21 protein-coding genes are annotated in these 25,741 nt (G+C 59.9%); 8 read left to right on the forward strand and 13 right to left on the reverse strand.

The annotated features are described in order from the left end of the window. The first annotated feature begins 66 nt into the window (after positions 1-66). Positions 67-348, forward strand: a complete 282-nt coding sequence (locus AS89_RS0108960; protein ID WP_010132209.1) for a peptidylprolyl isomerase — start codon at positions 67-69, stop codon at positions 346-348. 200 nt (positions 349-548) lie between these two features. Here AS89_RS0108960 and AS89_RS0108965 read toward each other — a convergent pair whose 3' ends face one another. The 7 genes from AS89_RS0108965 to AS89_RS0109000 all read right to left on the reverse strand — a co-directional run bounded on the left by AS89_RS0108965 (position 549) and on the right by AS89_RS0109000 (position 10,639). Beyond that, the gene (locus tag AS89_RS0108965) at positions 549-1,391 is read right to left on the reverse strand and encodes a hypothetical protein (RefSeq protein ID WP_373419108.1); all 843 of its coding nucleotides are present in this window, start codon (positions 1,389-1,391) and stop codon (positions 549-551) included. A 214-nt stretch (positions 1,392-1,605) separates the two neighbouring features. After that, positions 1,606-5,709: a YhdP family phospholipid transporter gene (locus tag AS89_RS0108970; protein WP_010132211.1), complete on the reverse strand. Its 4,104-nt coding sequence runs from the start codon at positions 5,707-5,709 to the stop codon at positions 1,606-1,608. A gap of 63 nt (positions 5,710-5,772) precedes the next feature. After that, on the reverse strand, positions 5,773-7,260 hold the full coding sequence (gene rng, locus AS89_RS0108975) for a ribonuclease G (protein ID WP_010132212.1): 1,488 nt from the start codon (positions 7,258-7,260) through the stop codon (positions 5,773-5,775). A gap of 7 nt (positions 7,261-7,267) precedes the next feature. Further along, entirely contained in the window at positions 7,268-7,924 is a 657-nt protein-coding gene (locus AS89_RS0108980; RefSeq protein ID WP_050901673.1) for a Maf family protein, read from the reverse strand. 167 nt (positions 7,925-8,091) lie between these two features. Continuing rightward, the gene (gene mreD, locus AS89_RS0108990; protein WP_010132214.1) at positions 8,092-8,571 is read right to left on the reverse strand and encodes a rod shape-determining protein MreD; all 480 of its coding nucleotides are present in this window, start codon (positions 8,569-8,571) and stop codon (positions 8,092-8,094) included. A 4-nt stretch (positions 8,572-8,575) separates the two neighbouring features. Next, a complete protein-coding gene (gene mreC / locus AS89_RS0108995) occupies positions 8,576-9,415 on the reverse strand; it encodes a rod shape-determining protein MreC (RefSeq protein ID WP_081475709.1) in 840 nt (279 codons plus the stop codon). A 189-nt stretch (positions 9,416-9,604) separates the two neighbouring features. Next, entirely contained in the window at positions 9,605-10,639 is a 1,035-nt protein-coding gene (locus tag AS89_RS0109000; protein WP_010132216.1) for a rod shape-determining protein, read from the reverse strand. 376 nt (positions 10,640-11,015) lie between these two features. Here AS89_RS0109000 and gatC point away from each other — a divergent pair, with 376 nt between their 5' ends. The 5 genes from gatC to cysZ all read left to right on the forward strand — a co-directional run bounded on the left by gatC (position 11,016) and on the right by cysZ (position 15,618). Continuing rightward, complete coding sequence (gene gatC / locus AS89_RS0109005) at positions 11,016-11,303, forward strand: Asp-tRNA(Asn)/Glu-tRNA(Gln) amidotransferase subunit GatC (protein WP_010132218.1); 288 nt, start codon at positions 11,016-11,018, stop codon at positions 11,301-11,303. Positions 11,304-11,373: 70 nt separating this feature from the next. After that, complete coding sequence (gatA, locus tag AS89_RS0109010; protein ID WP_010132219.1) at positions 11,374-12,828, forward strand: Asp-tRNA(Asn)/Glu-tRNA(Gln) amidotransferase subunit GatA; 1,455 nt, start codon at positions 11,374-11,376, stop codon at positions 12,826-12,828. A 21-nt stretch (positions 12,829-12,849) separates the two neighbouring features. Beyond that, positions 12,850-14,301: an Asp-tRNA(Asn)/Glu-tRNA(Gln) amidotransferase subunit GatB gene (gatB, locus tag AS89_RS0109015; RefSeq protein WP_010132220.1), complete on the forward strand. Its 1,452-nt coding sequence runs from the start codon at positions 12,850-12,852 to the stop codon at positions 14,299-14,301. A 111-nt stretch (positions 14,302-14,412) separates the two neighbouring features. Next, entirely contained in the window at positions 14,413-14,709 is a 297-nt protein-coding gene (locus AS89_RS0109020) for a PA4642 family protein (RefSeq protein ID WP_010132221.1), read from the forward strand. Positions 14,710-14,712: 3 nt separating this feature from the next. Further along, positions 14,713-15,618, forward strand: coding sequence for a sulfate transporter CysZ (gene cysZ / locus AS89_RS0109025; RefSeq protein WP_010132222.1), 906 nt, complete (start codon positions 14,713-14,715; stop codon positions 15,616-15,618). A gap of 62 nt (positions 15,619-15,680) precedes the next feature. On the opposite strand, the gene rhlB is transcribed toward cysZ, so the two are convergent. Further along, a complete protein-coding gene (gene rhlB, locus AS89_RS0109030; RefSeq protein ID WP_010132225.1) occupies positions 15,681-17,201 on the reverse strand; it encodes an ATP-dependent RNA helicase RhlB in 1,521 nt (506 codons plus the stop codon). A gap of 177 nt (positions 17,202-17,378) precedes the next feature. After that, on the reverse strand, positions 17,379-18,005 hold the full coding sequence (locus AS89_RS0109035) for an HvfX family Cu-binding RiPP maturation protein (RefSeq protein ID WP_010132226.1): 627 nt from the start codon (positions 18,003-18,005) through the stop codon (positions 17,379-17,381). 155 nt (positions 18,006-18,160) lie between these two features. Here AS89_RS0109035 and AS89_RS0109040 point away from each other — a divergent pair, with 155 nt between their 5' ends. Further along, complete coding sequence (locus AS89_RS0109040) at positions 18,161-19,528, forward strand: MATE family efflux transporter (protein WP_010132227.1); 1,368 nt, start codon at positions 18,161-18,163, stop codon at positions 19,526-19,528. Between the two features lie 174 nt (positions 19,529-19,702). Further along, positions 19,703-21,196 (forward strand): succinylglutamate desuccinylase/aspartoacylase domain-containing protein, encoded by a 1,494-nt coding sequence (locus AS89_RS17260; RefSeq protein WP_010132228.1) that lies wholly within the window; start codon positions 19,703-19,705, stop codon positions 21,194-21,196. Positions 21,197-21,262: 66 nt separating this feature from the next. Here the strand turns inward: AS89_RS17260 and AS89_RS0109050 are convergent, their stop codons facing one another. From AS89_RS0109050 to hemA, 4 genes are all read right to left on the reverse strand, one after another. Beyond that, on the reverse strand, positions 21,263-22,174 hold the full coding sequence (locus AS89_RS0109050) for a cation diffusion facilitator family transporter (RefSeq protein WP_010132229.1): 912 nt from the start codon (positions 22,172-22,174) through the stop codon (positions 21,263-21,265). Between the two features lie 70 nt (positions 22,175-22,244). After that, the gene (gene prmC, locus AS89_RS0109055) at positions 22,245-23,072 is read right to left on the reverse strand and encodes a peptide chain release factor N(5)-glutamine methyltransferase (protein WP_010132230.1); all 828 of its coding nucleotides are present in this window, start codon (positions 23,070-23,072) and stop codon (positions 22,245-22,247) included. A gap of 5 nt (positions 23,073-23,077) precedes the next feature. Continuing rightward, a complete protein-coding gene (prfA, locus tag AS89_RS0109060; protein ID WP_010132231.1) occupies positions 23,078-24,163 on the reverse strand; it encodes a peptide chain release factor 1 in 1,086 nt (361 codons plus the stop codon). Continuing rightward, positions 24,163-25,479, reverse strand: a complete 1,317-nt coding sequence (hemA, locus tag AS89_RS0109065) for a glutamyl-tRNA reductase (RefSeq protein WP_010132232.1) — start codon at positions 25,477-25,479, stop codon at positions 24,163-24,165. The genes prfA and hemA overlap by 1 nt, the downstream gene beginning before the upstream one ends. Positions 25,480-25,741 lie beyond the last annotated feature (262 nt).

Consider the following 25,741-nt stretch of genomic DNA (forward strand, 5'->3'; position numbering starts at 1 on the left):
CAGTTCGTTACGCACTAAGCTTGCCGCTCAACAAACACTTCATCACCAATAAATAGGGAGATACCCGTGCCAAGAGCAACAGCACGCCACATTCTGGTTGAAACTGAAGCCCAGTGTCAGGACCTGAAAAAGCAAATCGAAGACGGCGCCGATTTCGGAAAAATTGCCCAGCAATACTCCAAGTGCCCGTCCGGCCGCAATGGCGGCGACCTGGGTGAGTTCGGTCAGGGTCAGATGGTGCCGGAATTCGACAAGGTGGTTTTCAACGATGAGTTGAACAAGGTACACGGCCCGGTGAAAACCCAGTTTGGCTATCACCTGCTGGAAGTGACCAGCCGCAGCGCGTGATTTAAAAGCTCAGGGCATCAATGACACAGATGCCCGATGCTAAGGTGCCGGTACCGGGCGAGACATTGTGAGACCTTCTAAAACAAGGATGTTTTAGAAGAGCCCCCCAGGGATGGGTCCACGGCGAGTCTCACAATGTCTTGCCCGGTGGCGGTACCGCCACCGAGACCAGAACAAAGCACCCGCCCCCGAATTATTCCTCACTCAGCGCTGGCTTCAGTGCTTGTCTCAGCCTGCCATTCAAACAGGTTCATCTCGATAAAGAAGAAGGCTACCAGCCACAGGAATGCATCCCAGAAGTCCAGGAAGCTGCCGTTGAAGCCCCAGTAGATAGCGCACAGCAACAGCGTGAAATACAGGACACCCTTGATTACCTGAGAGTAACGCATAATGGAATCGGACAGCTGATGACGCAGCTGCAGCCATACATCAAAGGTCAGGATCGCCACCACCAGCAGCCAGGCACCGGAATTAATCACATCCACCCAGGCCAACCACTGAATCTCACGCCAGACTTCCGCAGAACCCACAACCTGCGCGCCCGCCAGTTGCAGCAAATTCGCATCCGCCAACGAACCACAGTTGGCCGCCGTCAACGCCACATAGTCATCCTGCTCCAGCACCAAAGACCAACCGCCGTTTGCCACGAGGTCACACGCCGCTGCCGATACCGGGAGAAGATTGGTCACCGTCACCATCTCGGAGAAGTAACCGTAGAAGGAATAGACAATAAATACGTAACAGAACGCCGACACCGCGTTCAGAGCCCACTTGGTTGCGCCCTTCAGCTTCTCGTCCGACAGCACCCAGGTTTCCAGTTCGAACACCAGCAGCAACACCACCCAGGCCAGGGTATCGATCGAATCGTTATAGGCCTCAATGATTTTGCCCAGGCTAACCCCATCGGCAAACACCGTACCCGCGGCCGCATGGTTTTCCAGGAAAAACGCATAAACGTTGTACGCCAGCAAACTGTACACAACGTACTTAAAGATCTTGAACAGGGTATAGCGATTAGCGGATAAACCGGCCAAAGAAACCACCTCGGACATTGGCGAAGAACCTCGATAGCGTGATTATTGTTGTTACTTACTCAAGTCTGGATGCAGTGCTTGCTTAGCTGCGGATCTTACAACGGCTGTCGTCGTCGCAATAAACAGCAATATCGAATAATTATTCGGTTTTTGCAACCACCAGCGCACAATTTCACCGAATAGCACGATATTTCTCAAGCCAGAAAGAAAAGCGAAAATTGTTTTAGTTGGCAACCGCACGCTGCGGTGCGGTACCAGAAGCGCCATCGTCAAACAGGCGGTCAAAGCGCACCTCTGGCTCCGTCCAGGCACCGTTGATGCGGTAGCTGACACTGGCGACGCGATCCACCTGTTTTTTGAACACCTTACTGATCAGGTAAACCCCCGCCGCCGCTGGCAGGCCACCGGCCAGCGCCGCAACAAATGCGAGGTTGTTGCCCACCGGCAGGGTTGCCACCAGCGTCAGGTTCAGATCTTCCCGCTGCAGGTTCACCCGCCCCGCCATCTGCAACTCACTGGTGGGGCCTTCCACCTGAATGGGTACCGCAATCAGCAACTCGCCGTCCCCTTCGAAATACACCTCACCGTGCACCCGGTCAAACGTCAGGCCACTTTGCACCAGGTCCGAGAAATCCAGACGCAGGCGCCGCGCCCAGGTATCGAAGTTGAACAGGGACAGCAGCCGCAACAGGGATGTGCCGGCATTGTCACTGGCCCGCAGGAACCGGCCATTGCGGATATCGATGCGAATTTCGCCGTTCATACCATTGGGGCGCACCATCGCCGGCGAACCGCTCCAGCGCAGCGCAGTATCAAATACCGCCGAACGGCTTTCGATGGCCGCTTCCTGCCCCCACGCCTGCAGTACGTTACCGAGGTTATCGCCACTCAAGCGACCAATAAACTGGGTGGACTCACTGCCATCGGCATCGCGCATCCACATCAGCTGGGCGCCCAGGCGATTCTCGCCTTCGCCACGCCCTTCGATCCGTAAACCACGCATGGCGCCCTGAATTTCACTAACCACCAGGCGCTCTTCGGAGGGGCGCAGGCGGAACGACCAGGGCCCCATCGCCTCCTCACCGAGCCACAAGTTTTCCGTGGCGAAATCCACCCGCGGCAAAGCCGTGAAATCAAAGCCTTGCCAGCGATCCTGTATCGCCTCGCGTACGGCAACTTCCCCCAGCTCAGGGGTTTCCTGTTCGCTGTCGCCGCCTCGGGCTTGCTTCTTGGCCAGTGCCGGCAACCGAAGATGCTCGAGTTTCAACACCAACGGTGAGGTGGAATTCAATAGCCCAATCAATTCACCAGCGGCAGTCTCGCTATCAAACTGTATCTGCCAGTCGGCTCCCAGCCCACGGCCGCGTGCATGTATGTTCTCGATCTGCACCGCATTCGACACTTTCAGCAAATCGGTACTGAGGTCGAGGGTGATGGGCAATGCGGAAGCATCCTCCCCGGTTACAGGCTCGCCGGCATTCTCGGTGTAAATTTCCAGTGCCTGTTTCCAGGACGCAAAATCCACGATCGCCAGATCGCCGAACACGGAAATACCCGGCGAGTCAGGCAGGGTGGCCGGTGCATTCAGCGCAATGGCGGCACGCTCCAGCTTGCCATCGACCTGCCACAGCTGGCCCTGCAAGTGCTCGCCGTAACTGAGGTGATACAGGTTGCCTTCATCCCCGATTGGCACCCGCATCACAAATCGCGACTTGTCACCCGCGAGCTTTCCAAGCGGTGCTGGCAGACCGACGGCAACCTGCTGCAAATCAGAGGAAACCTCCAGCACGGCACCGTACGGTTTGTTCTTGGATTTGGCCGGAATGGTAACCAGTGCCTGATAATCGAGGTCACCGTCCATCCACTGCAATTCCGGGCGCCCACTCCAGCGCCCGATCGCTGCGGTGTTCGCACTGCCATTCACCACCACCTGCGTATCGCGCGCATCGCCACTGCCCAGGTGTTGAATCGATGCCTGCAAGGGTTGCCCCCACAGAGCGCCACGGAAGCTGGAACCTTCCAGGCCTTTCTCACTGTGGTAACGCACCCTGCCGCTGAGCTGATCAATCTGCAGGTTGAGCTTCTGCAGGTTCAGTTCGCTTCCGGCAAGCGTCAGGTCAATGTCCTGCATCGGCGCAAATTTGGCCCCCCCCATGGGCTGGGCAATTTTCAGCGTACCCTGCATATCGCCATTCAATGACCAGTGATCAAAGGCATCGCCCAGCTTGTCGCGCAGGGGGGATTCCCGCAGCAGCTTCAAACCATCCGCCGCAGGCCCTTTCAAGTCTGCAGAGACATCCAGGCGCGAACCACCCGGCGCAGGCAAGATTCGCACCGACACATTTTCGCCGTCCACTTGCCACAGCTTGGCTGTGGGCGCCATCACCATGACTTCCGTATCGTTGATTCCCAGATGGCCATTCACTTGCTTGGCGACGGGCCAACCACTGGCATAACGCAAACTGCTGTCGGCAATATCGGCCTGCAGCTGTACCGTCTGCCGTTGCTTGCTTTTCCCCAGTGCGAGGAGTTCGGGGTCTTCGCCGGTGCGGTAACTGTATCCCCGGTAAATAAACCCGGCGGCGGGAATCTGCCCCGAGTTATCTACACCGATACTGTTGTTCAGCCACTGGCGCAGGTCGGCGCTGACGACCGTCGGCACCAGGTGGCGCTGCTCGGCAACCGCGACATTGCGCAGGCCCAGCGCCAGGGTGAAGTCTGATGGACGGGTAAATGGAACCAGCGGGATCTGCAGCAAAAACTGGCCGCGGAAAGCGCCAGCAGCGGGCACCTGCCCCTGCGCGCCGCGCGCGGCGGCATCCAGTAACAGCGGGCCGGAATATACGGATACGGTGTCGTGCTCACGGTCTACATCCCAGGCTACGGTGCCCCGAGCTGAGGTAAATTCGAATGGTGCGTCGTACAGCATGGGAAAGTGCGCGCTGAAACCGCTCTGGCTATCGAGCTCAACCCGGCCACCCTGCCCGTTCAGCGACAGGAAACCATTCACGCCGGTCACCGCCGGCGCACCGCGGTGCGCGCCCGCGGCGACATCGTGCAGATTGGCCGCGATGGTCACTTCGCCATTTACCCGCGACAGGCGCACATTTTGCAGCTCACCGGTGGGCTCCAGCGCCTGCAGCCACTCGTCGGCTTTCGGCGGGATCAACTCCAGTACCCGCAGCACCCGGTGCCAGGCCTGCAGTTCAATCTGATCCAGCGCCAGCTGCAGGTTGCCCTGCTGATCGCCGCTCGCCTGCAGGTTCACGTCCGGTACTTCCAACTGCTGCCAGTTAAGCCCCAGGTCTTGCAGTACCAGCTCCCACTGCTTGCCGGGGCGCCAGTTGCCGGAAATGTTGCTCGACAGGGCATTCAGCGTACCCAGCGCTCCCGCCGGTGCTTTCTGAGAATCCGTGTCACCGCCGGACGCGCCGTCCTCGGCAACCTGAGACAGGCTCAAGTTGCCACGCAGGCTGTAACCGGAGTCCGCATCCGAACTGAGCCATAGGCGCCCGCCGGCCAGTTTGCGCCCAGGCCAGTAGAGTTTCTCGGGCAGGGGTGACAACTGGTAAATCAACCCGATCAGGTCGGCATCGACCAGTAGCTCATTCAGTTGTGCGTAGCCGCGCAGGGTGAACGCCTCGCTGCGACGGGGGTCGCCGCGCCCTTCCAGTACCAAACGCAGGCTCTCCTCGCCACTGTTCAGGCTTTGCACCGCACCGGTAACAAATGCCCGCGCCACCAAACGGTGGAAGCCGCCGCTATTTTCAAGCTGGATTTCCCGAAGGTTCACATTCGCCGACTGCCCATCGGTAAGGGACAGGCCGATGCTGGCATCGCGTACCAGTACCTTGGGGCCCAACTGGAAAATGCGTGCGGGATCACCCAGGCGCACGCCATCGGTGGCTGGTGTGGCCGGCTGGCTGGCTCGCGGGAAGCCACGCACCTGCCAGCCGCCTTCTGCCCGCTGTTCCAGCGTCGCGGAAAAACCATCAACCTCCAGGTTTTTCCAGATCAGTTCGCGATTCCACAGGCTCGCCAGCAGGTCCAGATGAAACAGGCCACGGCGCAGCGCGACCTGGCCATCCTCACCAATCTTGAGGCCATCCAGCTGCAGGGCAACTTCCAGCGCCTGCCAGCGCAGCGAGATATGCTCGAGTGCAACCGGTGCGCCCAGCTGCTGGGACAGCCAGCCACTAATTTGCGGGCTGTACTTGCTGACTTGGGGCGAAAGGATACGCCCGGTCTGCACCAGGATCGCCAGGGAGATCACCAGGACCACCACCAGCAACCAGAACTTGCGGACGAACCAGCGCAACCACAGCATCAGGCAGACTCTCCCTGAGGAAAGGCCATGCTCGGGCGCACGCACGCAGTCTTGGTTGGACGATCACACCAGTACAATGTCGTACTGCTCCTGGTTGTAAATAGGCTCCACCTGAAACTGAATCGGGCGGGCAATAAATTCTTCCAAATCGGCCACGTTGGCCGACTCCTCATCCAGCAGCAGGTCAATCACCACCTGGCTGGCCAGCACCATAATCTTGTCGCTGTCGTAGGCGCGGGCTTCGCGAATAATTTCGCGGAAAATCTCGTAGCACACCGTTTCCGCCGTCTTCAGGGTACCGCGACCTGCGCATACCGAGCAGGGCTCGCACAGCATCTGGCCGAGGGACTCGCGGGTACGCTTGCGCGTCATCTCCACCAGCCCGAGCTCGGATACACCGGTGATACTGCTTTTCGCGTGATCGCGCTCCAGCGCTTTCTCCAGCGTGCGCAATACCTGGCGCTGATGCTCGGTATCCTGCATATCGATAAAGTCGATAATGATGATACCGCCGAGGTTGCGCAGGCGCAGCTGGCGGGCAATCGCCGTGGCCGCCTCCAGGTTGGTCTTGAAGATGGTCTCTTCGAGATTGCGATGCCCAACAAACGCGCCGGTGTTGACGTCGATGGTACTCATCGCCTCGGTCTGCTCGACAATCAGGTACCCACCGGACTTGAGCGTCACCTTGTTCTGCAGCGCCTTGCGGATTTCCTCTTCGACACCGTACAGGTCAAACAGCGGACGCTCGCCGGGGTAGTGCTCGATCCGCGGGGCGACTTCCGGCGCGTATTTGCTGGTGAACTTGGCCGCGCGGGCGTGGGCCTCGCGTGAGTCAATTCGGATCTTTTCGGTGTGCGGGCGGGCCAGATCGCGCAGCGCACGCATAAACAACGGCAAGTCCTCGTAGATGATCGAGGGCTCTTTCTCCGCCTTGATACGCTGCTCCAGCTCATTCCAGAGCCGGTACAGGAATGGAATGTCGCGCAGCAGCTCTTCTTCGCTAACGCCTTCGGCAACCGTACGCAGGATAAAGCCGCCGTCGCCGCTCAATCCCTCATCCGCCAGCTTGGTGGAGGCGAGATCCACCAGCGCGCGCAGGCGCTCTCGTTCGGACTCATCCTCGATGCGATTGGAGATACCGATATGCCGGGTCTGCGGCATATACACCAGGTAGCGAGCAGATACCGACAGGTGCGTGGTAAGGCGCGCGCCTTTGCTGGAGATCGGGTCCTTGACCACCTGCACCACCAGCGACTGCCCCTCACGCACCAGCGCGCGGATATCGGCCACTTCGCCTTCGCGGGATTCCATGCCCTCGTCATCCAACGGCGCAATATCCGAGGCGTGGATAAACCCGGCGCGTTCCAGCCCGATATCCACAAACGCGGCCTGCATACCGGGCAGCACGCGCACGACTTTGCCCTTGTAGATATTGCCGACAATACCGCGGCTCGCGGTGCGCTCCAGGTAAACCTCCTGCAACACACCGTTTTCTACCAGCGCCACACGGGTCTCCATGGGCGCCACATTGATCAATAATTCTTCACTCACCGGACCGCTACTCCCCGATCACCCCTGCATCGACGCGCCGATCAAATTGCCAGAAGGGGATGCCCGCGCGCTCCAGAAACCCCGACAGGGTCTCCAGCGGCAACCCCACCACATTGCTGTAACTACCCTGGATGGACGCCACCAGCAGAGCGCCCTTGCCCTGAATACCGTAACCACCGGCCTTGTCACGCGGCTCGCCGGTATTCCAGTAGTCCTCGATCAGGCGATCGCTCAATTCACGAAAGCGTACCCGGGTTTCGACCACAGTACTGAACGACTGATCCCCGTCGGTCAGACAAATGGCGGTAAGCACCGCGTGCTCGGCGCCGGACATCAGGCCCATCATGCGGCTAAAGTCGGCGAAATCCCGCGGCTTCTCCAGCACCACATCTTGCACGATGCCCAGGGTATCGGCGCCCAGAGACCAGACCGCAGCCCCCGCTTCCGTTTCCACCTGAGCAAGGCCAGCCCGCGCCTTCTCCTGGGCGAGACGCAGCACATAATCCCGCCCAGACTCTTCCGGGCGGCGACATTCTTCCACCGAAGTGGCAGCAGAGAAAAACGGAACCCCTATCTGCGACAGCAGCTCAGCGCGCCGGGGAGAACCCGAGGCGAGCAGTAGGCGTGGCGCAGAAGTGGTTTGTCGAGAGTCTGGCTGTGGCACGGGCAACGCTTATGATTATGTATTTGCTGGACGAAATATCAGAACGCCTGATTATAGCGCCAGCGCTCGAAAAATAACCGCCCCTTGAGGTTACTTAACGCAAATTTCGGCCGAGTTTTTGTTGCCGGGCTTTTGTCACGGCTGACCGCAGGGCCGGGGTCGGGCAATCACCTAACGCGCAGGCTCGAGGCGGTGCGGTGCAACCAGGGGGTAATCAGCGGCCACAATACCGCCGTGGTGAGCGCCGGCCACAGAAAGGTCAGCCCCGGGACCGACTTGCCAGCCAGGCTGTGCACCCAGTTGCCCAACAACTGGTTGATCCCCACCAATACAAATACCCACATCAGCTGCTGCCCCGGGTTAAACGCGCGGGTGCGGCGATAGGTCAACAGGCTGAAATAGGCGAGCACCGCCAGAGATAGGGCGTGCGCCCCAAGAGTTGCCCCGGTTACCAGGTCTTCGGCGAGCCCCACCATCCAGGCAAAGCCCACCCCCAGCTCCTGGGGCATACGCGTCGTCCAGAAAATTACCAGCAGTGCACAGAATGCAGGTCGAAACCACAGCCAGTCCGTCGGCAGGGGCATCACTGCCAGCAGCAGCGCAACCACCACGGTAAACAGGATAAACCAGCGATTGTGGGCATCCATCCGCTCAGTCCTGCCCCTCGTCGATGGGCGCGTTCAGTACCGCCAACACAAAACGGCTGCGGTTCATACGCCCGCGGGGCTCCACATCCACTTCGGCAAAGGCGCGTCCGGGATCACGCTTGACCGAAATCACCTCACCCACCGGGTAGCCCGCGGGGAAGCGGCCACCGAGCCCGGAGCTCAACAGCAGGTCGCCCTCACGGATATCGCTGGTATTGGCCAGATGACGCAACTTGAGTCGATATAAATCCCCGGTGCCCTCGGCCACCGCGCGCACGCTGTTGCGCAGCACCTGTACGGGCAGGGCATGGTTGGCATCGGTGATCAGCAGCACCCGGCTGGAAAAATCGCCGGCCTCAATCACCTGCCCCAGCAGGCCGCTGGCGTCCATGATTGCGGCACCCTGCACTACGCCATCGCTGCGACCCTTGTCGATAATCAGCACATGTTCCAGTGGGTCCGGGGACACGCCGATCACCTGTGCCACCAGCACCCGCTGGTTCACGCTCTCGGCGGAGTTCATCAATTCTTTGAGCTGGGTGTTTTCCGCGCGCACCGCGGCGAGGAGCTGCGCCTGCTGCTCGAGCAGCATCACCTGATGCTTGAGGCGGCTGTTTTCCTCCAGCAGTTCATCGCGGGTACGCCATTGCTCGCCGGCCCAATCACCTACTCGGGAGGGGGTTCCGGTGAGCCAGTAAAAAGGCGCAGCCAGGCTGGCAAGGCGCTCGCGCACCGGATTCAGCCAGTCGGTGTAGAGATTGATCAGGATCAGCGCCGTCGCCACCAGCCCCAGCACAAGTATGCGGGATTCCGGTGACGGGCCTCGGGTAAATAGCGGTTTAATGGGCGGCCCCCATCGACCTGTTCAGCAATGATGTTCTTATTGATCTGTGCGCGTATCCATACGCTGGTGAATCGGCGGCGCTCGGCCCAACTACTCCCTCAGGAAGTCATTGGGGTGCAATCGGCGCTCCGTGAGCACCGCCGTCGCAGACTGGTCGAAACCAGCTGCAAGTCGGGATTAGCTGGAAACTCAACTTGAAACTAAGTAAAGACGGCTCTTGTCCATCATATCCAGCGCCTGGCCACCGCCACGGGCAACGCAAGTCAGCGGATCGTCAGCGACGATCACCGGCAGACCAGACTCTTCCATCAGCAGGCGATCCAGGTCGCGCAACAGCGCACCACCACCGGTCAGCACCATGCCGCGCTCGGCGATATCGGAAGCCAGTTCGGGGGGAGACTGCTCCAGCGCACTCTTCACCGCCTGTACGATGCCGGTCAGAGGTTCTTGCAGGGCTTCCAGAATCTCATCGCTGTTCAGGGTGAAGCTGCGCGGCACACCCTCGGCCAGGTTGCGGCCGCGCACGTCGATCTCACGCACTTCGCTGCCGGCATAGGCACAGCCAATTTCTTCTTTAATGCGCTCGGCAGTGGCATCGCCAATGACGCTGCCGTAGTTGCGGCGCACATAGTTAACGATGGCTTCGTCAAAACGGTCACCGCCAATGCGCACGGAATCGGAGTACACCACACCATTCAGGGAGATGATTGCGATCTCAGTGGTACCACCACCGATATCCACCACCATGGAGCCGCTCGCCTCTTCCACCTTCAGGCCGGCACCGATCGCCGCCGCCATGGGTTCTTCGATCAGCCATACCTCACGGGCACCGGCGCCGAGGGCAGATTCGCGAATCGCACGGCGCTCAACTTCGGTGGACTGACAGGGCACACATACCAGAACCCGCGGGCTCGGGCGCATCCAGCTGTTCTCGTGCACCTTCTTGATGAAGTGCTGCAGCATCTTCTCGGTGACCTGGAAGTCTGCAATCACGCCGTCTTTCAGCGGACGAATCGCAGTGATATTGCCCGGGGTACGACCCAGCATGCGCTTGGCTTCCACGCCAACCGCTTCCACAATTTTGGTTCCGTTGTAGTGACGAATGGCAACAACAGACGGCTCGTCGAGGACTACGCCGCGATCGCGCACGTAGATAAGCGTGTTGGCAGTACCCAGGTCGATAGAGAGATCACTGGAGAACATGCCCCGCAAACGTTTAAACATGGAATTCGATTACCTTAATTCTTCTGTAGTACAACACCCGAGCGGGGTCAGGTGCCGGGAGCGCAAACTAGAGTGAATCGCGCCCCCAGCTGGAGATGCGCCACAGGATAATTAGTCCACGCAAACAATTCTGTGTTCCGGACGGCGTTTTCGTCCGCTCTTCGACGAATAAGCCAGACGCGACGGTGGCCTGGCCAGAATCGGCAAACTCTAACAATGGCGGGGGTCGAGGGCAAGGCTCAGCGCCCTCTGATTTATAAGCATTAAGAGTTTCCCCCACAGGTATGCTAAATTTGCGCTCCTTCTATTCCCGCCAGTCCCGTAAAACCGGGCCTGGCCGCAAATTAGCCAATGAGAAGCTGGAGTCTCTACCCCCATGGCCGTGGACGCGCAAACCATCGAAAAGCTGGCCGAACTGGCCCGCATCGCCATTTCTGAAGAAACCATAGACGAAGTCAGTAGCCGACTGGGTGACGTGCTGCAGCTGGTGGACCAGCTGCAGGCGGTCAATACCGATGGCGTTGAACCCATGGCCCATCCACTGGATGAGGTGCAGGTCCTGCGCCAGGACGCCGTGACCGAGCCGAACCAGCGTGAAGCGTTCCTCGCCCTGGCACCCCAATCGGAAGCGGGCCTTTACCTGGTCCCCAAGGTCATCGACTAACCGTCGACCCGACCCACCAACCAAGCACTGACCTGGGCCACCACAGAATAGACAAGAAACCGGATTTCCAATGCATCAGTTGACCATCGCCGAGATCATCCGCGGCCTGCGCGACAAACAATTCTCCAGCGTTGAACTCACCAGCCACTACCTGGAACGTATCCAGCAGCTCGACAACCAGTTCAACAGTTTTATCACCGTCACCAGCGAGCAAGCGCTGAAAGAGGCTGCGGCTGCCGACGCCCGCCTGGCGCAGGGCGATGCCCCGGCCCTGTGCGGTGTACCCGTGGCACACAAGGATATCTTCTGCACCAATGGCGTGCGCACCAGCTGTGGCTCGAAGATGCTCGACAACTTTGTGCCGCCCTACGACGCCACCGTAATCGACAACTTCCAGCGGGCGGGCGCCATCAGCCTGGGCAAGACCAATATGGATGAGTTCGCCATGGGCTCCTCCAACGAGACCAGCTTTTACGGCGCAGTGAAAAACCCCTGGAATGTGGAGCGCATCCCCGGCGGCTCCTCCGGCGGTTCCGCTGCTGCAGTGGCGGCGCTACTGGCCCCGGGCGCCACCGCCACCGACACCGGCGGCTCGATTCGCCAGCCCGCGGCCATGACCGGTACCACCGGCCTCAAGCCGACCTATGGCCGTGTGTCACGCTGGGGCATGATCGCGTTCGCCTCCAGCCTGGACCAGGGCGGCCCGATCACACGCACCGCAGAAGACGCCACGCTGATGCTGTCGGTAATGGCGAGCCCCGATGCAAAAGACTCCACCTGCCTGGATCGCCCGGTGCAGGACTACACCGCGCACCTGAACGACTCCATCGCCGGCCTCAAGATTGGTGTGCCAAGCGAATACTTTGGTGAAGGCCTCGATAGTGAAGTCGGCGCGCGCGTCCAGGACGCGTTGAAGGAATACGAAAAACTCGGTGCCGAGCTGGTGGAAATCAGCCTGCCCCACAGCAAGCTGGCGGTACCGGCCTACTACGTGATCGCACCGGCAGAGGCCTCCGCCAACCTGTCGCGCTTCGATGGTGTGCGCTACGGCTACCGCTGTGAAAACCCCGCGGACCTGCGCGACCTGTACATGCGCTCCCGCGGCGAGGGCTTCGGCGAGGAAGTGAAGCGCCGTATTCTTGTCGGCAGCTACGCCCTGTCTGCCGGTTACTACGACGCCTACTACAACAAGGCCCAGCAGGTGCGCCGCCTGATCAAGCAGGACTTTGTCGATGCTTTCGACAAGGTCGACGTCATCATGGGCCCCACGGCTCCGAACCCCGCATTCAAGCTGGGTGAGAAGAATGCCGACCCGGTGGCCATGTACCTGGAAGACATTTACACCATCGCCACTAACCTGGCGGGCCTGCCCGGCATGTCCATCCCCTGCGGTTTCGCCCACGGCCTGCCCGTCGGCCTGCAGATCATTGGCAACTACCTAGACGAGGCGCGCATGCTGAACGTGGCGCACCAGTTCCAGCAAGCCAGTGACTGGCATCAACAAACCGCCCCGGCAGCAGAATAAGTAGGAACAAGGAGAAGCGACGTGGAATGGGAAGTCGTAATCGGGCTGGAAGTGCATGTGCAGCTGGCCACCCAATCAAAAATTTTCTCCGGTGCCAGCACCGCATTTGGTGCCGCCCCCAACACCCAGGCCTGCGCGGTAGATCTGGCCATGCCCGGCACCTTGCCGGTGCCCAATGAAGAAGCCTTCCGCTTCGCGGTCATGTTCGGCCTGGCGATGAATGCGGAAATCGGCAAGCGCTCCGTATTCGAGCGCAAAAACTATTTTTATCCGGACCTGCCCAAGGGCTACCAGACCACCCAGCTGGAACAACCGATCGTTGGCGAAGGCCAGATCGAGATCCACCTGGAAGATGGCAGCAGCAAGACCGTGCGCCTGCACCACGCGCACCTGGAAGAAGATGCGGGTAAATCCCTGCACGAAGACTTTCATGGCATGTCCGGTATCGACCTGAATCGTGCCGGCACCCCGCTGATCGAGATCGTGTCCGAGCCGGACATGCGCAGTGCCGCCGAGGCCGTGGCCTACCTGAAAAAGATCCACAGCATCGTGACTTACCTGGGCATTTCCGACGGCGATATGTCTCAGGGCTCCCTGCGCTGTGACGCCAACGTTTCCGTGCGTCTCAAGGGCGAGGAAGAACTGGGCACCCGCACCGAGATCAAAAACCTGAATTCCTTCCGCTTTATCGAGAAGGCCATCAAGGTAGAGGCCCAGCGCCAGATCGACCTGATCGAGGATGGCGGCAAGGTGGTACAGGAAACCCGCCTGTACGATGCGGACAAGAACGAAACCCGCTCCATGCGCAGCAAGGAAGTGGCCAACGACTACCGCTACTTCCCCTGCCCGGACCTGTTGCCGGTGGTACTGTCGGACGAATATATCGAACAGGTGCGCGGCGACCTGCCGGAACTGCCCGACGCCAAGTGCGCACGCTTTGAAAAGGAATACGGCCTGTCTGCCTACGACGCAGACCAGCTAACCCAGGAGCGCTCCACGGCAAACTACTTTGAGCAGGTTGCGGCAAAAAGTGGCGAAGCCAAACTGGCGGCCAACTGGGTGATGGGCGAGCTCGCGGCTCTGCTCAACCGCGAAGAAAAATCCATCGAGCAGTCCCCGGTAAACGCCGAGCATTTGGCGGGCCTGATCGCGCGCATCAAAGACGGCACCATTTCCTCCAAGATCGCCAAGCAGGTGTTTGAGGCTATGGCGAACGGTGACGGCGATGCGGATACCGTGATTGAGGCCAAGGGCCTGAAGCAGGTTTCTGACACCGGCGCGATTGAGAAGCTGGTTGACGACGTGATCGCGGCCTCTTCTGCTCAGGTAGAAAACTACCGCAATGCCGACCCCGACAAGCGCCCAAAAATGATGGGCTTCTTTGTCGGTCAGATCATGAAGGCCTCCAAAGGCCAGGCGAACCCGCAGATGATCAACAAGGTCCTGAAAGAGAAGCTGGACGCCCTACTCTGAGGTTGAGACTGGGGTTGAGACTGGGGCTGAGACCGGAGGCATTGGTGGTATCACCCCACCTCCGGTGGCGCCCGGACAAGAGCTACAACAGACCACGCAAGGAATTAACAAGTGAGCCTGAAAAAAGACAAGCAAAAAGTTCTCGGTGAAGTGTTCGACGATGCACGTATCGCCGGCTTTCTCGAAGGTGAAGCCCCGGAAGGGTTTAACCGCGACTTCTACCTGCTGGAGCGCGCATACCGCGGCATGAAAGCAGAAAACTTTGCAACCTTCGTGCGCCTGTTCAAGGAACAGGGCCTCGACCTGAACAGCCAGAGCCCGGAAGGCCAGACTCTGCTGGCGCGAATTGGCGAGCACGAACAAGGTGCCGAGTATGCCGACATCCTGAAGGCCGCGGGAGCGCAGTAAGTCATGGCTTCCAACCCGGCACATGGCGTACACGCACTGATCCGGGGGGCGCAGCTGCTTACCCGGAAAGAGCTGCGCCCGTTCATCATTATTCCCCTGCTCATCAACCTGGTGCTGTTTATCGCGCTGGGCGCCCTGATGATCAGCCAGTTCGACGACCTGGGCCGTTATATCGGCAGCCTGCTGTCCGACACCCCGGTAGACACCTCCAATATGTCCTGGTGGCGTGCCATTCTCGCTACTGGCGCAGACTGGGCAGCGAGTGTTTTCCAGTGGCTGGCCTGGTTGATCGCCATCGTGGTCGTACTGCTGTTCTTCTTCGTCTACGGCTACCTGTTCGGCATTATCACCAACATCATTGCCGCCCCATTTAACGGCCTGCTGGCAGAGAAAGTCGAAGAACTGCTGACCGGCCACCCGCCACCCCCGGAAGCCTTGCACAGCATGATCTTCCGCACCCTCGGTCGGGAGCTGCGCAAGCTGATGTACTTTATTGGCTGGGGTATCGTGATCTTTGTAATCGCCCTGCTCACCAGCTGGACCGTATTTATCCCCGCCCTGCTCGGCGCGCTCTGGGGTGCCTGGTGTATGGCGATTCAGTATGTGGATTACCCGCTGGATAACCATCAGCGCTCCTTCAGCGAACTGAAGAGCGTGCTGATGCGCAAGAAATTCACCACCCTCGGTTTCGGGGGCAGTGTAATGCTGGCGAAGATGGTGCCGATCCTGAATATCTTTGTGATGCCGGCGGCGGTTGCCGGTGGCACGGCGTTATGGGTGGAGCGCATCTGGTCCGATGGCGATCCCGGCAAGGGGCCAAACGGGCGGAGTTTCCCCGTCGATCAGCCAGCGGTCGCCGCAACGAAGAAATGGCCGAAAGGTATTGAAGGGCCGAAAGACAGCAAGTAAGCAGGCATAAAAAAAACGCGGGTATCACCCGCGTTTTTTATGAGCAAAGCGCCGCTGAAAGATCAACGACGCGAGCGGTGTCCACCACCACCGCGACGACCACCGCGGTGGCCACCACGGTCATTGCGATCGCCACCACTGCTGCGCTTCACTTCCACCTTGGGCGGCGCAACCAGCAGCTCTTCCGGCGGCACTTCGCACTTCAGCTTGTTGCCGAGCAAGGTCTCGATCGGCTCCAGACGCATCGCATCGTCTTCACAGGCAAAGCTGATGGAGGTGCCCTTCTTGCCCGCACGCCCGGTACGCCCGATACGGTGTACGTAATCTTCCGGCTCTTCCGGCAGGGTGTAATTCACTACGTGACTGATACCGTCGATGTGAATGCCCCGGCCGGCCACATCGGTGGCCACCAGCACTTTGGATTTACCGGTTTTGAAGTCTTCCAGGGTGCGCACGCGCTTGTTCTGCGCCACTTCACCAGACAACAGCCCGGCCTTGATGCCGTGCGCAATCAGGTGGTCGTGCAGGCGACGGCACTGGTCGCGGCGGTTGGCAAAGACGATCAGGCTGTCCACATCATCCTGCTGCACGATGTTGTACAGCAGCGGGTATTTTTCGTCACCGGACACCAGGTACACATGCTGGGTAACCGTATCGGTTGCCACGCGCTCCGGCTCAATTTCCACGATGGTCGGCTCGGTGGTCCACTGCTCCACCAGGTCATCTACCTCGGGGGTAAATGTGGCGGAGAAGAACATGGTCTGGCGATGGGTCTTGCGCGGGGTCTGACGCACAATACGACGGACATCGGGGATAAAGCCCATATCCAGCATGCGGTCCGCTTCGTCGATCACCAGGATTTCGGTCTGGTCGAGGTAACAGTCGCGCTTGTTAACGAAATCCAGCAGGCGGCCCGGTGTGGCCACCAGAATGTCTACCAGGCGTTCGTTCAGCGCCCGCTGCTGTTTCTCGTAATCCATGCCGCCGACCAAGGTGTGAATTTCCAGGTCGGTGTACTTACACAGGTTCTTGGCATCGTCGGCGATCTGCATCACCAGTTCACGGGTCGGCGCGATGATCAGTGCGCGGGCTTCACCGGCGTAGCGCTCGCCATCGAACGGATGCTTGAGCAGGTCGTCAATCACGGTAATCAGGAAGGCGGCCGTTTTCCCGGTACCGGTCTGTGCCTTGCCCACCAGGTCGTGGCCGTTGAGCGTGTGCGGGAGAGACTGTCCCTGAATCGGCGAAGCGTACTGGAAGCCGAGGTCCGCGATTGCGTGCATTAACGGCAGCGGCAGATCCAGATCGTGGAAGCGCACTTTGCCTTCCTGCTCCGGCACCGGGAAATCGTCCAGCGTCCACGGCTTCTGCGGAACCTTAGCGCGAGTATCCTTGCGACTATCTGTGCGCTGATCACGGCGGCGGTTGCGCTGACGCCCGCGGGAACGGCCATCCTTTCCGGAAGTGGACTTGCCCTCCGCTGAGCGCTTGTCGGCACCCGGGCCGGCCTTCTGGCCCTTAGCCTGCTCTTGGGATGCATTTTCAGATTTGTCGGAGGAACGACGGAAAAACTTGCCTATCAAAAGATTGCTCGCTCAATTGCCCCGGTACGGCCGCAGACCGGCTGTTCCGGGTAGCTCCTGTGACCAACAAGCCACAGGAACGGGTTAAATAATCGGCGAGTATATCATTTATGTGTGAACGGCGCGGGAAGCAGCGAGCAAGCGCCGTAAATCGTGCGTTCGGTGCCTGGCGCGCGCTTAATCCTGCAGCAAGCCGCGGCGACGCGCGATCCAGTAGTCGAGGCTTACAAAGCGCCCGCCACCGGTAAACAACAGTGCCAGCAGCATAATGAAGTAAGTGGCCGCAAACTCGATGCCATTCTTCAACACGGTGAAGTTGCCGGCTTCGGTCAACCACTCGTAATGCCCGTATTCCTTGAGCAACTCCACCGCCTTTTCCTTGCGCACTGCGGCTTCCGCAATCAGGTCCTTGCGCCACTCCCACGGCATAGTGAGCGTTTGCTCCGGCAGCGCGTGCCAGCCATATTGCCAGTGGGCCGCCACCGCGGCGACCACCATGGTGAACATCAGCGGGATTGCGGCAAGGCGCACCCCCAGGCCCAGCACCAGGGCAATACCGCCGAAAAACTCGGTGAGTGCGGCCAACCAGGCCAACAGCGTGGGCGCGGGCAACCCCAGGCCCCAGTCCGGGTTACCGAACCAGGCCGCAACATCACCGATCCCCATCAACTTGTTCCAGCCGGCGAGAATAAAGATCGGCCCTAAAAATAGCCGCAACGCCAGTGGCCCCAAGCCATCCAGCGGCCGCAGAAAGCGCAAAAAACCCTCATAGAATCGATTGAACCCGCTGTGCGCCCCATCCATAATCCGCTCCCGTTTTGGTGTATTGCGACTGAACCCGTTTGATCCAACCTGTTTAGTAGTCGCTGAGGGCGTGGAATGCTTACATTTCGCCCGCCAATTTGGTCCCGAACAGTTTAGCCCCCAACGCATTTGCCGAGCAGACTTCGCTTACACCCATGCTTCGAATCTATAAACGCGCCACAGCCACCGAGCTACGCCACCTCACCAATCTCGGTGGGCCGCTAGTAGTGAGCAACCTCGCGGTGGTGAGCATGGGGGTTACCGACACCATCGTCGCCGGACGCTCCGGCGAAGTGGATCTGGCTGGTCTCGCCCTCGGTTCGAGCATCTGGGCGGTATGCGCGGTGACCCTGATCGGTATGCTGGCGGCAGTGTCACCGGTGGTGGCCAATCTGCGCGGCGCCCGTGACGAACAGGGGTGCGCGCAGCAGATGAGCCAGTCGGTGTGGATTGCGCTGGTAGGCGGTTTGCTGGTGGCCGGCGCTTTACTCGCCGCGCCGCTGTGGAGCCACTGGATCCAAACCGAGGAACCGGTGCGCAAAATCATGGTGCAGTACCTGCTGGCCCTGGCCACCGGGGTACTGCCGTTTGCCTTTGGCAGCGCCCTGCGCGGGTATTGTGAAGGCATGGCGCAGGTGCGCCCGGTGATGCGTATTTATCTTGCTGCGGCGGTCCTCAATGTGCCGCTGGATATCCTGTTTGTGTTTGGCTGGGGACCGATTCCCGCCATGGGTGGTGCAGGATGTGGCTGGGCCACCAGTCTGGTTTGCTGGGCGATTGCCATCGCGCTGTACTGGCATGCGGGTAACGATCCCGCATACCGGGCGTTGAAGTTGCGCCTGTTGCCAGAGCGGCCGCACTGGCCCACCCTGAAGCACCTGTTGGCAGTGGGCATGCCAATCTGTGTTGGCGCCGCCGGTGAAGTAACCTTCTTTGCCAGCCTTACCCTGCTGCTCGCCTCCTATGGCGCCACCATCGTATCCGCACACCAGATTGGCATGAGCATCGGCTCCGTTTTTTATCTGGTGGCACTGGCGCTGGCGCAGGCCGTCAGTATCCGCACCGCCCAGGTACTGGGCCAGGAACGCCCGAAACGTGCGCGCTTTGTCAGTATGGTGGGCGTGGGCAGCGGCCTGATTTACGCTCTCGGTACCGGCGTGGTGCTCATTAGCCTGCGTAATTTGTTGGTACTCGCTTACACGAGCAACGCGGAAATCATTGCGGTAGCCACCAATCTGCTGCTGCTCGCGGCGGCGTTCCAGCTGGTGGATGTGGCCCAGGCCATGGCTTGGGGAGCGCTGCGCGGATACAAGGACACGCGGGTGCCCATGTACATCCAGCTCTTCTCCTACTGGTTAATTGGGCTGCCCTCCGCTTACTGGCTGGGCGAGCAGTTCTGGGGGGTTTACGGCTACTGGGTCGGGATCTGCATCGGTCTGGGCACCGCATCGGTGCTGTTGCTCTGGCGACTCCAGCGGACCAGCAACAAGGCACTGCCTGCCGCCCACCTCACCCCTCTATAACCTAGCAACAGGCGGGCGCGCTGACCGGCCAGAATCGCAGAATCGCCAAGTGCCGCGCAATTCGCCGGGAACCGATTAGCTATACTCGCGCTCTCAGTTTCCAGACATCCGAATCATCGCGCGCGGCCACCTCGCCCTGGCCGCCGCGGTATTTCCAGTAAAACGGAGCTTTTCATGCGTCATCGCGCTCTGCGCCCCTCCCTCCTGCTTGCCCTGTACTGCCTGGCGGCACCCTCGCTGGCCCTGGACGAATCAAACCAAAGCGACAAGACCCCAGAGCCGGAGACATCCGCCCAGCAAGCCCTGCCGGTTGAGCCCTCACCGGAGACCAGCGCGCTACAGGAAAGCGACCAGCGCAGTGCGGGCGACCAGGCGGAAAAGCCGATCCCCAAGGCAAAAAGCGTCGAGCTCGACAAGCCCGTGAGCGAGAGCGAGCTGGTCGTACCGCCGGCGGCCAATAAAGAGTCTGCTCCCGCCGAAGAAACCGCTGCGCCCGAAGCGCCAATTGAAGCTCCAGTTATTGAGCAAGAGGAGCCCGTCGGTCGCCCACTGCAATTACTGGGCGCGGAAGTGCCTCCAGCAACCACCACGCGTCTGGCCTGGTCGCCGCGCCAGCATTTCGAGGGCGTGTACAGTGCCACGCCTGTGCTGGTGGTAAACGGTGCGGAAACGGGGCCAACCCTGTGTTTGTTTGCCGCGATTCACGGTGACGAACTGAACGGTATCGAGACCGTGCGCCGGGTGATGTACAACCTGGACGAGGACACTCTGAAGGGCGCGGTTATCGGTGTACCCATCGTGAACCTGCAGGGGTTTCACCGCAGCTCGCGCTATCTCACCGACCGCCGCGATCTGAATCGCCACTTCCCAGGCGATAACCGCGGTTCCTCGGCCTCACGCATTGCGCGCTCGTTTTTTGATGAAGTGGTGGTGCACTGTAACGCCATCGTCGACCTGCATACCGGTTCGTTTTACCGCACCAACTTGCCGCAGCTGCGTGGCGATCTGAAGGACCCTAAAGTCGTCAAACTGACCAAAGGCTTTGGCTCCACCGTGGTGCTGCACAGCGACGGCGCCAAGGGCACCCTGCGACGGGCCGCGGTGGAAGCGGGCATCCCGACTGTCACCCTGGAAGCGGGCGCCCCCATGGTGCTGGATGAGCTGTCGGTCAGCCACAGTGTGAAAGGTATTCGCACCCTGCTCAATCAGCTCGGCATGATGAGCAAATTCAGCCTGTGGGGTGACCCGGAGCCGGTGTACTACAACTCCACCTGGCAGCGTGCGACCACCGGCGGCATTATTTTCAGCAACGTAAAGCTGGGCTCGACCGTGCGCAAAGGTGACCTGCTCGGCACCGTCACCAACCCGATCACCAACGTGCGCAAAGAAATTCGCTCCCAGTACAACGGGCGCATTCTCGGCATGGCCATGAACCAGGTGGTGCAACCGGGCTTTGCCGCTTACCACATTGGTATTCAGGCCCCGGAAGAGCAAATTTCCGCACCACAGGAAGTGACCGTAGAAGCTGAGCCTGCGCCCACCGCACCTGAAACGGCTACCAAGAAGCAGCCGCAGCAAGACTCTGGGGCAGCCAAAGATCAGCCAATATCAGGCGCGGAGTCCAAACCTTCCGGCGATCCTGAGGAGCAAAGCGAAGAGGACGAGTGAAGAAAGCAGAGGCTAAGGCAGCAGTAGAAAAGGCAGTAAAAAAGAAAGCTTTCTGCGAAACAAAGATCAGGAAGGCGGTGTATTACTCACCCGGTCGATTACCGGTGTGGGGTCAAGGTGTAATGGCTCGGGTTGCAAGGTGATGTGTTGAATCCCGAATCGCTTGTTCAAGGTATTGCTCAGCCTTTCCAGCACCCGCGGCCAGGCCACCAGATCATCGACAATGATGTGCGCAGACAGCAGAATCGTGCTGCTGTCGAAACGCCAGATATGCAGGTCGTGCACGGACCGCACACCCTCCTCTAATGCCATGGCTTCCGCCACACTGGGTAAACTCAATTCACGGGGCACACGTGCCATCAATACATCGACCGCATCCCTGATTAGCCGCGCGCTGGCTATCAGGATCAGGATGCAAATCAACATGGAAAGCAACGGGTCGATCGGTGTCCAGCCGGTGAAATAAATCACGCCCCCTGCCACCAGCGCCGCCACCGAGCCCAGCAGGTCGCCCATAACATGCAGTAACGCGCCGCGAATATTCAGGGTTTGCTCGCCGCGGTGCAGCACCCAGGCCACGGCCACATTCACCAGCAAGCCAATCGCGGCGATCAGCATCACCACGCCACCGGCAACCGGCTGCGGGTTTCGCAGGCGATCAAACGCGGCCATTGAAATACCCACCACGATCAACAGCATCAGTAGCGCATTGACCATCGCGGCGAGTACTTCCGCACGCCCCCACCCAAATGACATCACCCGGCTTGCGGGTTTGCGCGCAATCAATGCCGCCACCGCGCCGAGAGCGAGAGAGAACGAATCGGTAATCATATGGCCGGCGTCCCCCAATAACGCGAGGGAGCCGGAAAGCCAGCCGCCGATGGCCTCAACGATGGCGAACAGAAAGGTAATAACAAGCCCCCAGACGAGGGGCTTCAGGCGTCCGCTACCGTGTTGCTGGTGGGCATGGTCATGCATGCGTAATGTCCTAGCCGGTTTCCTTACTGGCCACCCCCACTGCGATCACATCGGGGGCATATTGCTGTGACTATATACGTCCCAGCGTAATACGGTCCCGCCCAGCATAATCGCGGCGAGTTTCGACGTTGTTGTATCCATACTCGGAAAACAGTTCGCGCACAGCCTTGCCCTGCTCCCAGCCATGCTCAACCAGCAGCAGGCCATTTTCAGAGAGGTGACCGCTTGCCTGAGCGGCGATCGTACGAATATCGGCGAGCCCCTTTTCACCCGCCACCAGTGCTGACACAGGTTCAAAGCGCACATCCCCTTCGCGCAAGTGCGGATCCTGCGTATCGATATAGGGAGGATTGCTGACGATAACGTCAAAGGTGGCATCAGCCAGAGCAGAAAACCAGTCGCTCTGCAGGATGTGTACGTTGCCAAGGCCGAGCGCATCGCGGTTTTCTTCCGCCAGCGCAACTGCTGCGGGCATGGTATCCACCGCGGTAATTTGCCAGTGCTTTTTTTCACTCGCCAGGGCCAGGGCGATGGCGCCGGTACCGGTACCGAGATCGAGTAGCCGCGCCGATTCCTGCGGACAGAGGGAAAGCACGGTTTCCACAAGCACTTCCGTGTCGGGACGGGGGATCAGGGTAGAGCGATTCACCTTGAACGGCAGCGACCAGAATTCCCGGCTACCGGTCAGGTGGGCTACCGGCTCACCGGCCACACGCCGCTTGAGGAGCTGCTCAAATTCCGCTTGCTGGTCGTCGTTTAGCAACTGTTCCGGCCAGGTATACAGCCAGGCGCGCGACTTGCCCAACAGGTGACACAACAGCACCTCGAGATCCAGCCGCGGGGTGTCGCTGTCGATCAGTTCTATCGCGCGTTGCAGGTTTTCCTTAACCGTTGCCATACCGATTAGCTCTGCCCCAACGCCGCCAGCTGATCCGCCTGATACTCGGTGCGCAACGGGCCGATCACCTCATCCACAGCGCCCTGCATCACTTCATCAAGCTTGTACAGGGTCAGGCCAATGCGGTGATCGGTCACGCGCCCCTGCGGGAAGTTATAGGTGCGAATACGCTCGGAGCGATCACCACTGCCCACCAGGTTGCGGCGCGCATCGGAGATTTCCTGGGCGGCGGCAGATTCCTGGGCGCTGTTGAGTTTTGCCTGCAGCAGCGCCATCGCTTTGGCCCGGTTCTTGTGCTGGGAACGTTCATCCTGACACTCCACCACAATACCGGTGGGGATATGGGTAAGGCGCACCGCGGAATCCGTCTTGTTCACGTGCTGACCACCGGCACCGGAGGCGCGGTAGGTATCCACACGCAGGTCCGCTTTGTTAATTTCGATCGCGTCGCGCTCGTCCGGCTCCGGCATCACCGCCACGGTACACGCGGAAGTGTGAATACGCCCCTGGGATTCTGTTTCCGGCACCCGCTGCACGCGATGCGCGCCGGATTCGAATTTCAGTTTTGCATAGACATCTTCACCGGCAACACGGGTGATGATTTCCTTGTAGCCGCCGTGTTCACCGGCGTTCTCACTGATAATTTCAATGCGCCAGCCCTGCTTCTCCGCATAGCGCGAATACATACGGAACAGGTCACCAGAGAAAATCGCCGCTTCGTCGCCACCTGTACCGGCACGAATTTCCAGGTAAACATTCTTGCGATCGTTGGGGTCGCGAGGTAGCAGCAGTGTCTGCAGTTCTTTTTCCAGCGGCTCCAGTTGCGCTTCCGCTTCGCGCAGCTCTTCCTGAGCCATCTCGCGCATTTCCGGGTCGTTCTCCTCCAGCATTTCACGCGCGCCGGCCATATCGTCCAACAGGGTCTTGTAGCGCCCATAGCAGCCGACGACTTCTTCGAGCTCGGAATACTCCCGCGAAAGGTCACGGAATTTATCCTGGTCACTGATGATTTCCGCATCGCCCAACAGGGCGGACACTTCCTCGTGGCGCTCCACCAGGTTGTCGAGTTTGCTTTGTACCGAAGCTTTCATTACTTGAGTTTCTTCTTGTCCTGCTTGTCCGGGGAATTTTCGCTTCCCGCGGACGCGTCCATGCCCGTTTCGTCCGCGCTCAACCCGATGATCTGTCGGGCCAAGCGCAAGCGTTCCAGGTCACCCTCCGCGGTGGCCTGCCGCAAAGCCACGGTGGGGGCATGAATCAGTTTGTTGGTTAATGTGCGTGCGAGCTGTTCCAGCAATTGCTCTGGTTCACTGCCCGCGCGCAATTGAATCAGTGCTTTTTCCAGTTCATCTTTGCTGATTGCCTGGGCCTGCTGACGGTAACTGCGAATGGAATCCACGGCGCGCAGGCTGCGGTGCTCGCGCATAAAAGCCGAAGCAGCCACATTCACAATCTCATCCGCGGCCTGTGCCGCCTGCTCGCGCAGACGCTTGCCTTCATCAATCACACCGCGCAAGTCGTCCACGGTGTAGAGGTAGATATCGTCGAGCTCGCCGACTTGCGGCTCGATGTCCCGCGGCACCGCAATATCCACCATAAACACGGGGCGGTGGCGACGGGCTTTGAGCGCGGTCTCCACTGCACCCTTGCCAAGGATCGGCAACTGACTGGCGGTCGAACTGATAACGATGTCCGCGCGCGGCAAATGCTCGGGGATATCTGCCAGCAGAATCGCCTCCGCACCAAAGTCTTCCGCGAGAGATTGGGCCCGGTTCAGGGTCCGGTTTGCCACGATCAGTCGCTTTACGCCTTTATCAAGCAAGTGGCGGGCCACCAGCTCGATGGTCTCACCGGCACCGATCAGCAGGGCGGTCTGTTCAGCCAGGTCGGTAAAGATACGCGAGGCGAGCGACACCGCAGCAAAGGCAACCGATACCGGGTTCTCACCAATGGCGGTCTCGGTACGCACCTTTTTGGCCACCGAGAACACCTGCTGAAACACACTGTGCAATGTGGGGCCGACACTGCCGGACTCACGGGCCACCGCATACGCAGACTTGATCTGTCCGAGGATTTGCGGCTCGCCCAGTACCAGGGAGTCCAGCCCGCAGGCCACCCGCATCATATGCCGCACCGCCGCTTCATCAGTGAACTGGTAATAGCAGCTGGTGAGTTCCTCCAGGGAGACCGAGTGGTACTCGGCGACCCAGGCCAATACGGCCTCCGGAGCGACCTCCCCGTAGATTTCGGTGCGGTTACAGGTGGAAAGAATGGCCAATTCTGGGCATTCCAGAGCGATGCGCGCCTCAGCAAGGGCACTGGGCATCACTTCGGGAGCAAACGCCACCCGCTCGCGCACGGCGACCGGCGCGCTGTCATGATTGATTCCCAGGGCAAGGATTGGCATAGATTCTCGTCACTACTGCCGCACGCCAGCACCACAAGCGGGCACGCGGGGCAAAAAATGGCCGCATATTGTCCGGGCCCACCGCAGCTGGTGCAAGCGGAATCCGGCGACGCACAAAATCTTCCTAGTTTAAATAGATGCTGACTTTGTCACTGGACCCGGCCTGCCGGCTACGGGGGGCAAATTCAGAACTAGAATTATACGGCGATAACCCGGAAAAATACGCCAATAGGCGCCTTCTTAGCCAAATTGCCACGGTTTC

This window comes from Microbulbifer agarilyticus S89 (assembly GCF_000220505.1).
Lineage (GTDB): Bacteria > Pseudomonadota > Gammaproteobacteria > Pseudomonadales > Cellvibrionaceae > Microbulbifer > Microbulbifer agarilyticus_B.

Coding starts and splice junctions, on each gene's coding strand:
- AS89_RS0108970 (WP_010132211.1), bottom strand. CDS start 5,709: ATGCTGTGGTTGCGCTGGTTCGTCCGCAAGTTCTGGTTGCTGGTGGTG.
- mreD (WP_010132214.1), bottom strand. CDS start 8,571: ATGGATGCCCACAATCGCTGGTTTATCCTGTTTACCGTGGTGGTTGCG.
- AS89_RS0109000 (WP_010132216.1), bottom strand. CDS start 10,639: ATGTTTAAACGTTTGCGGGGCATGTTCTCCAGTGATCTCTCTATCGAC.
- gatC (WP_010132218.1), top strand. CDS start 11,016: ATGGCCGTGGACGCGCAAACCATCGAAAAGCTGGCCGAACTGGCCCGC.
- gatA (WP_010132219.1), top strand. CDS start 11,374: ATGCATCAGTTGACCATCGCCGAGATCATCCGCGGCCTGCGCGACAAA.
- cysZ (WP_010132222.1), top strand. CDS start 14,713: ATGGCTTCCAACCCGGCACATGGCGTACACGCACTGATCCGGGGGGCG.
- AS89_RS0109035 (WP_010132226.1), bottom strand. CDS start 18,005: ATGGATGGGGCGCACAGCGGGTTCAATCGATTCTATGAGGGTTTTTTG.
- AS89_RS0109040 (WP_010132227.1), top strand. CDS start 18,161: ATGCTTCGAATCTATAAACGCGCCACAGCCACCGAGCTACGCCACCTC.
- AS89_RS17260 (WP_010132228.1), top strand. CDS start 19,703: ATGCGTCATCGCGCTCTGCGCCCCTCCCTCCTGCTTGCCCTGTACTGC.
- AS89_RS0109050 (WP_010132229.1), bottom strand. CDS start 22,174: ATGCATGACCATGCCCACCAGCAACACGGTAGCGGACGCCTGAAGCCC.
- prmC (WP_010132230.1), bottom strand. CDS start 23,072: ATGGCAACGGTTAAGGAAAACCTGCAACGCGCGATAGAACTGATCGAC.
- prfA (WP_010132231.1), bottom strand. CDS start 24,163: ATGAAAGCTTCGGTACAAAGCAAACTCGACAACCTGGTGGAGCGCCAC.
- hemA (WP_010132232.1), bottom strand. CDS start 25,479: ATGCCAATCCTTGCCCTGGGAATCAATCATGACAGCGCGCCGGTCGCC.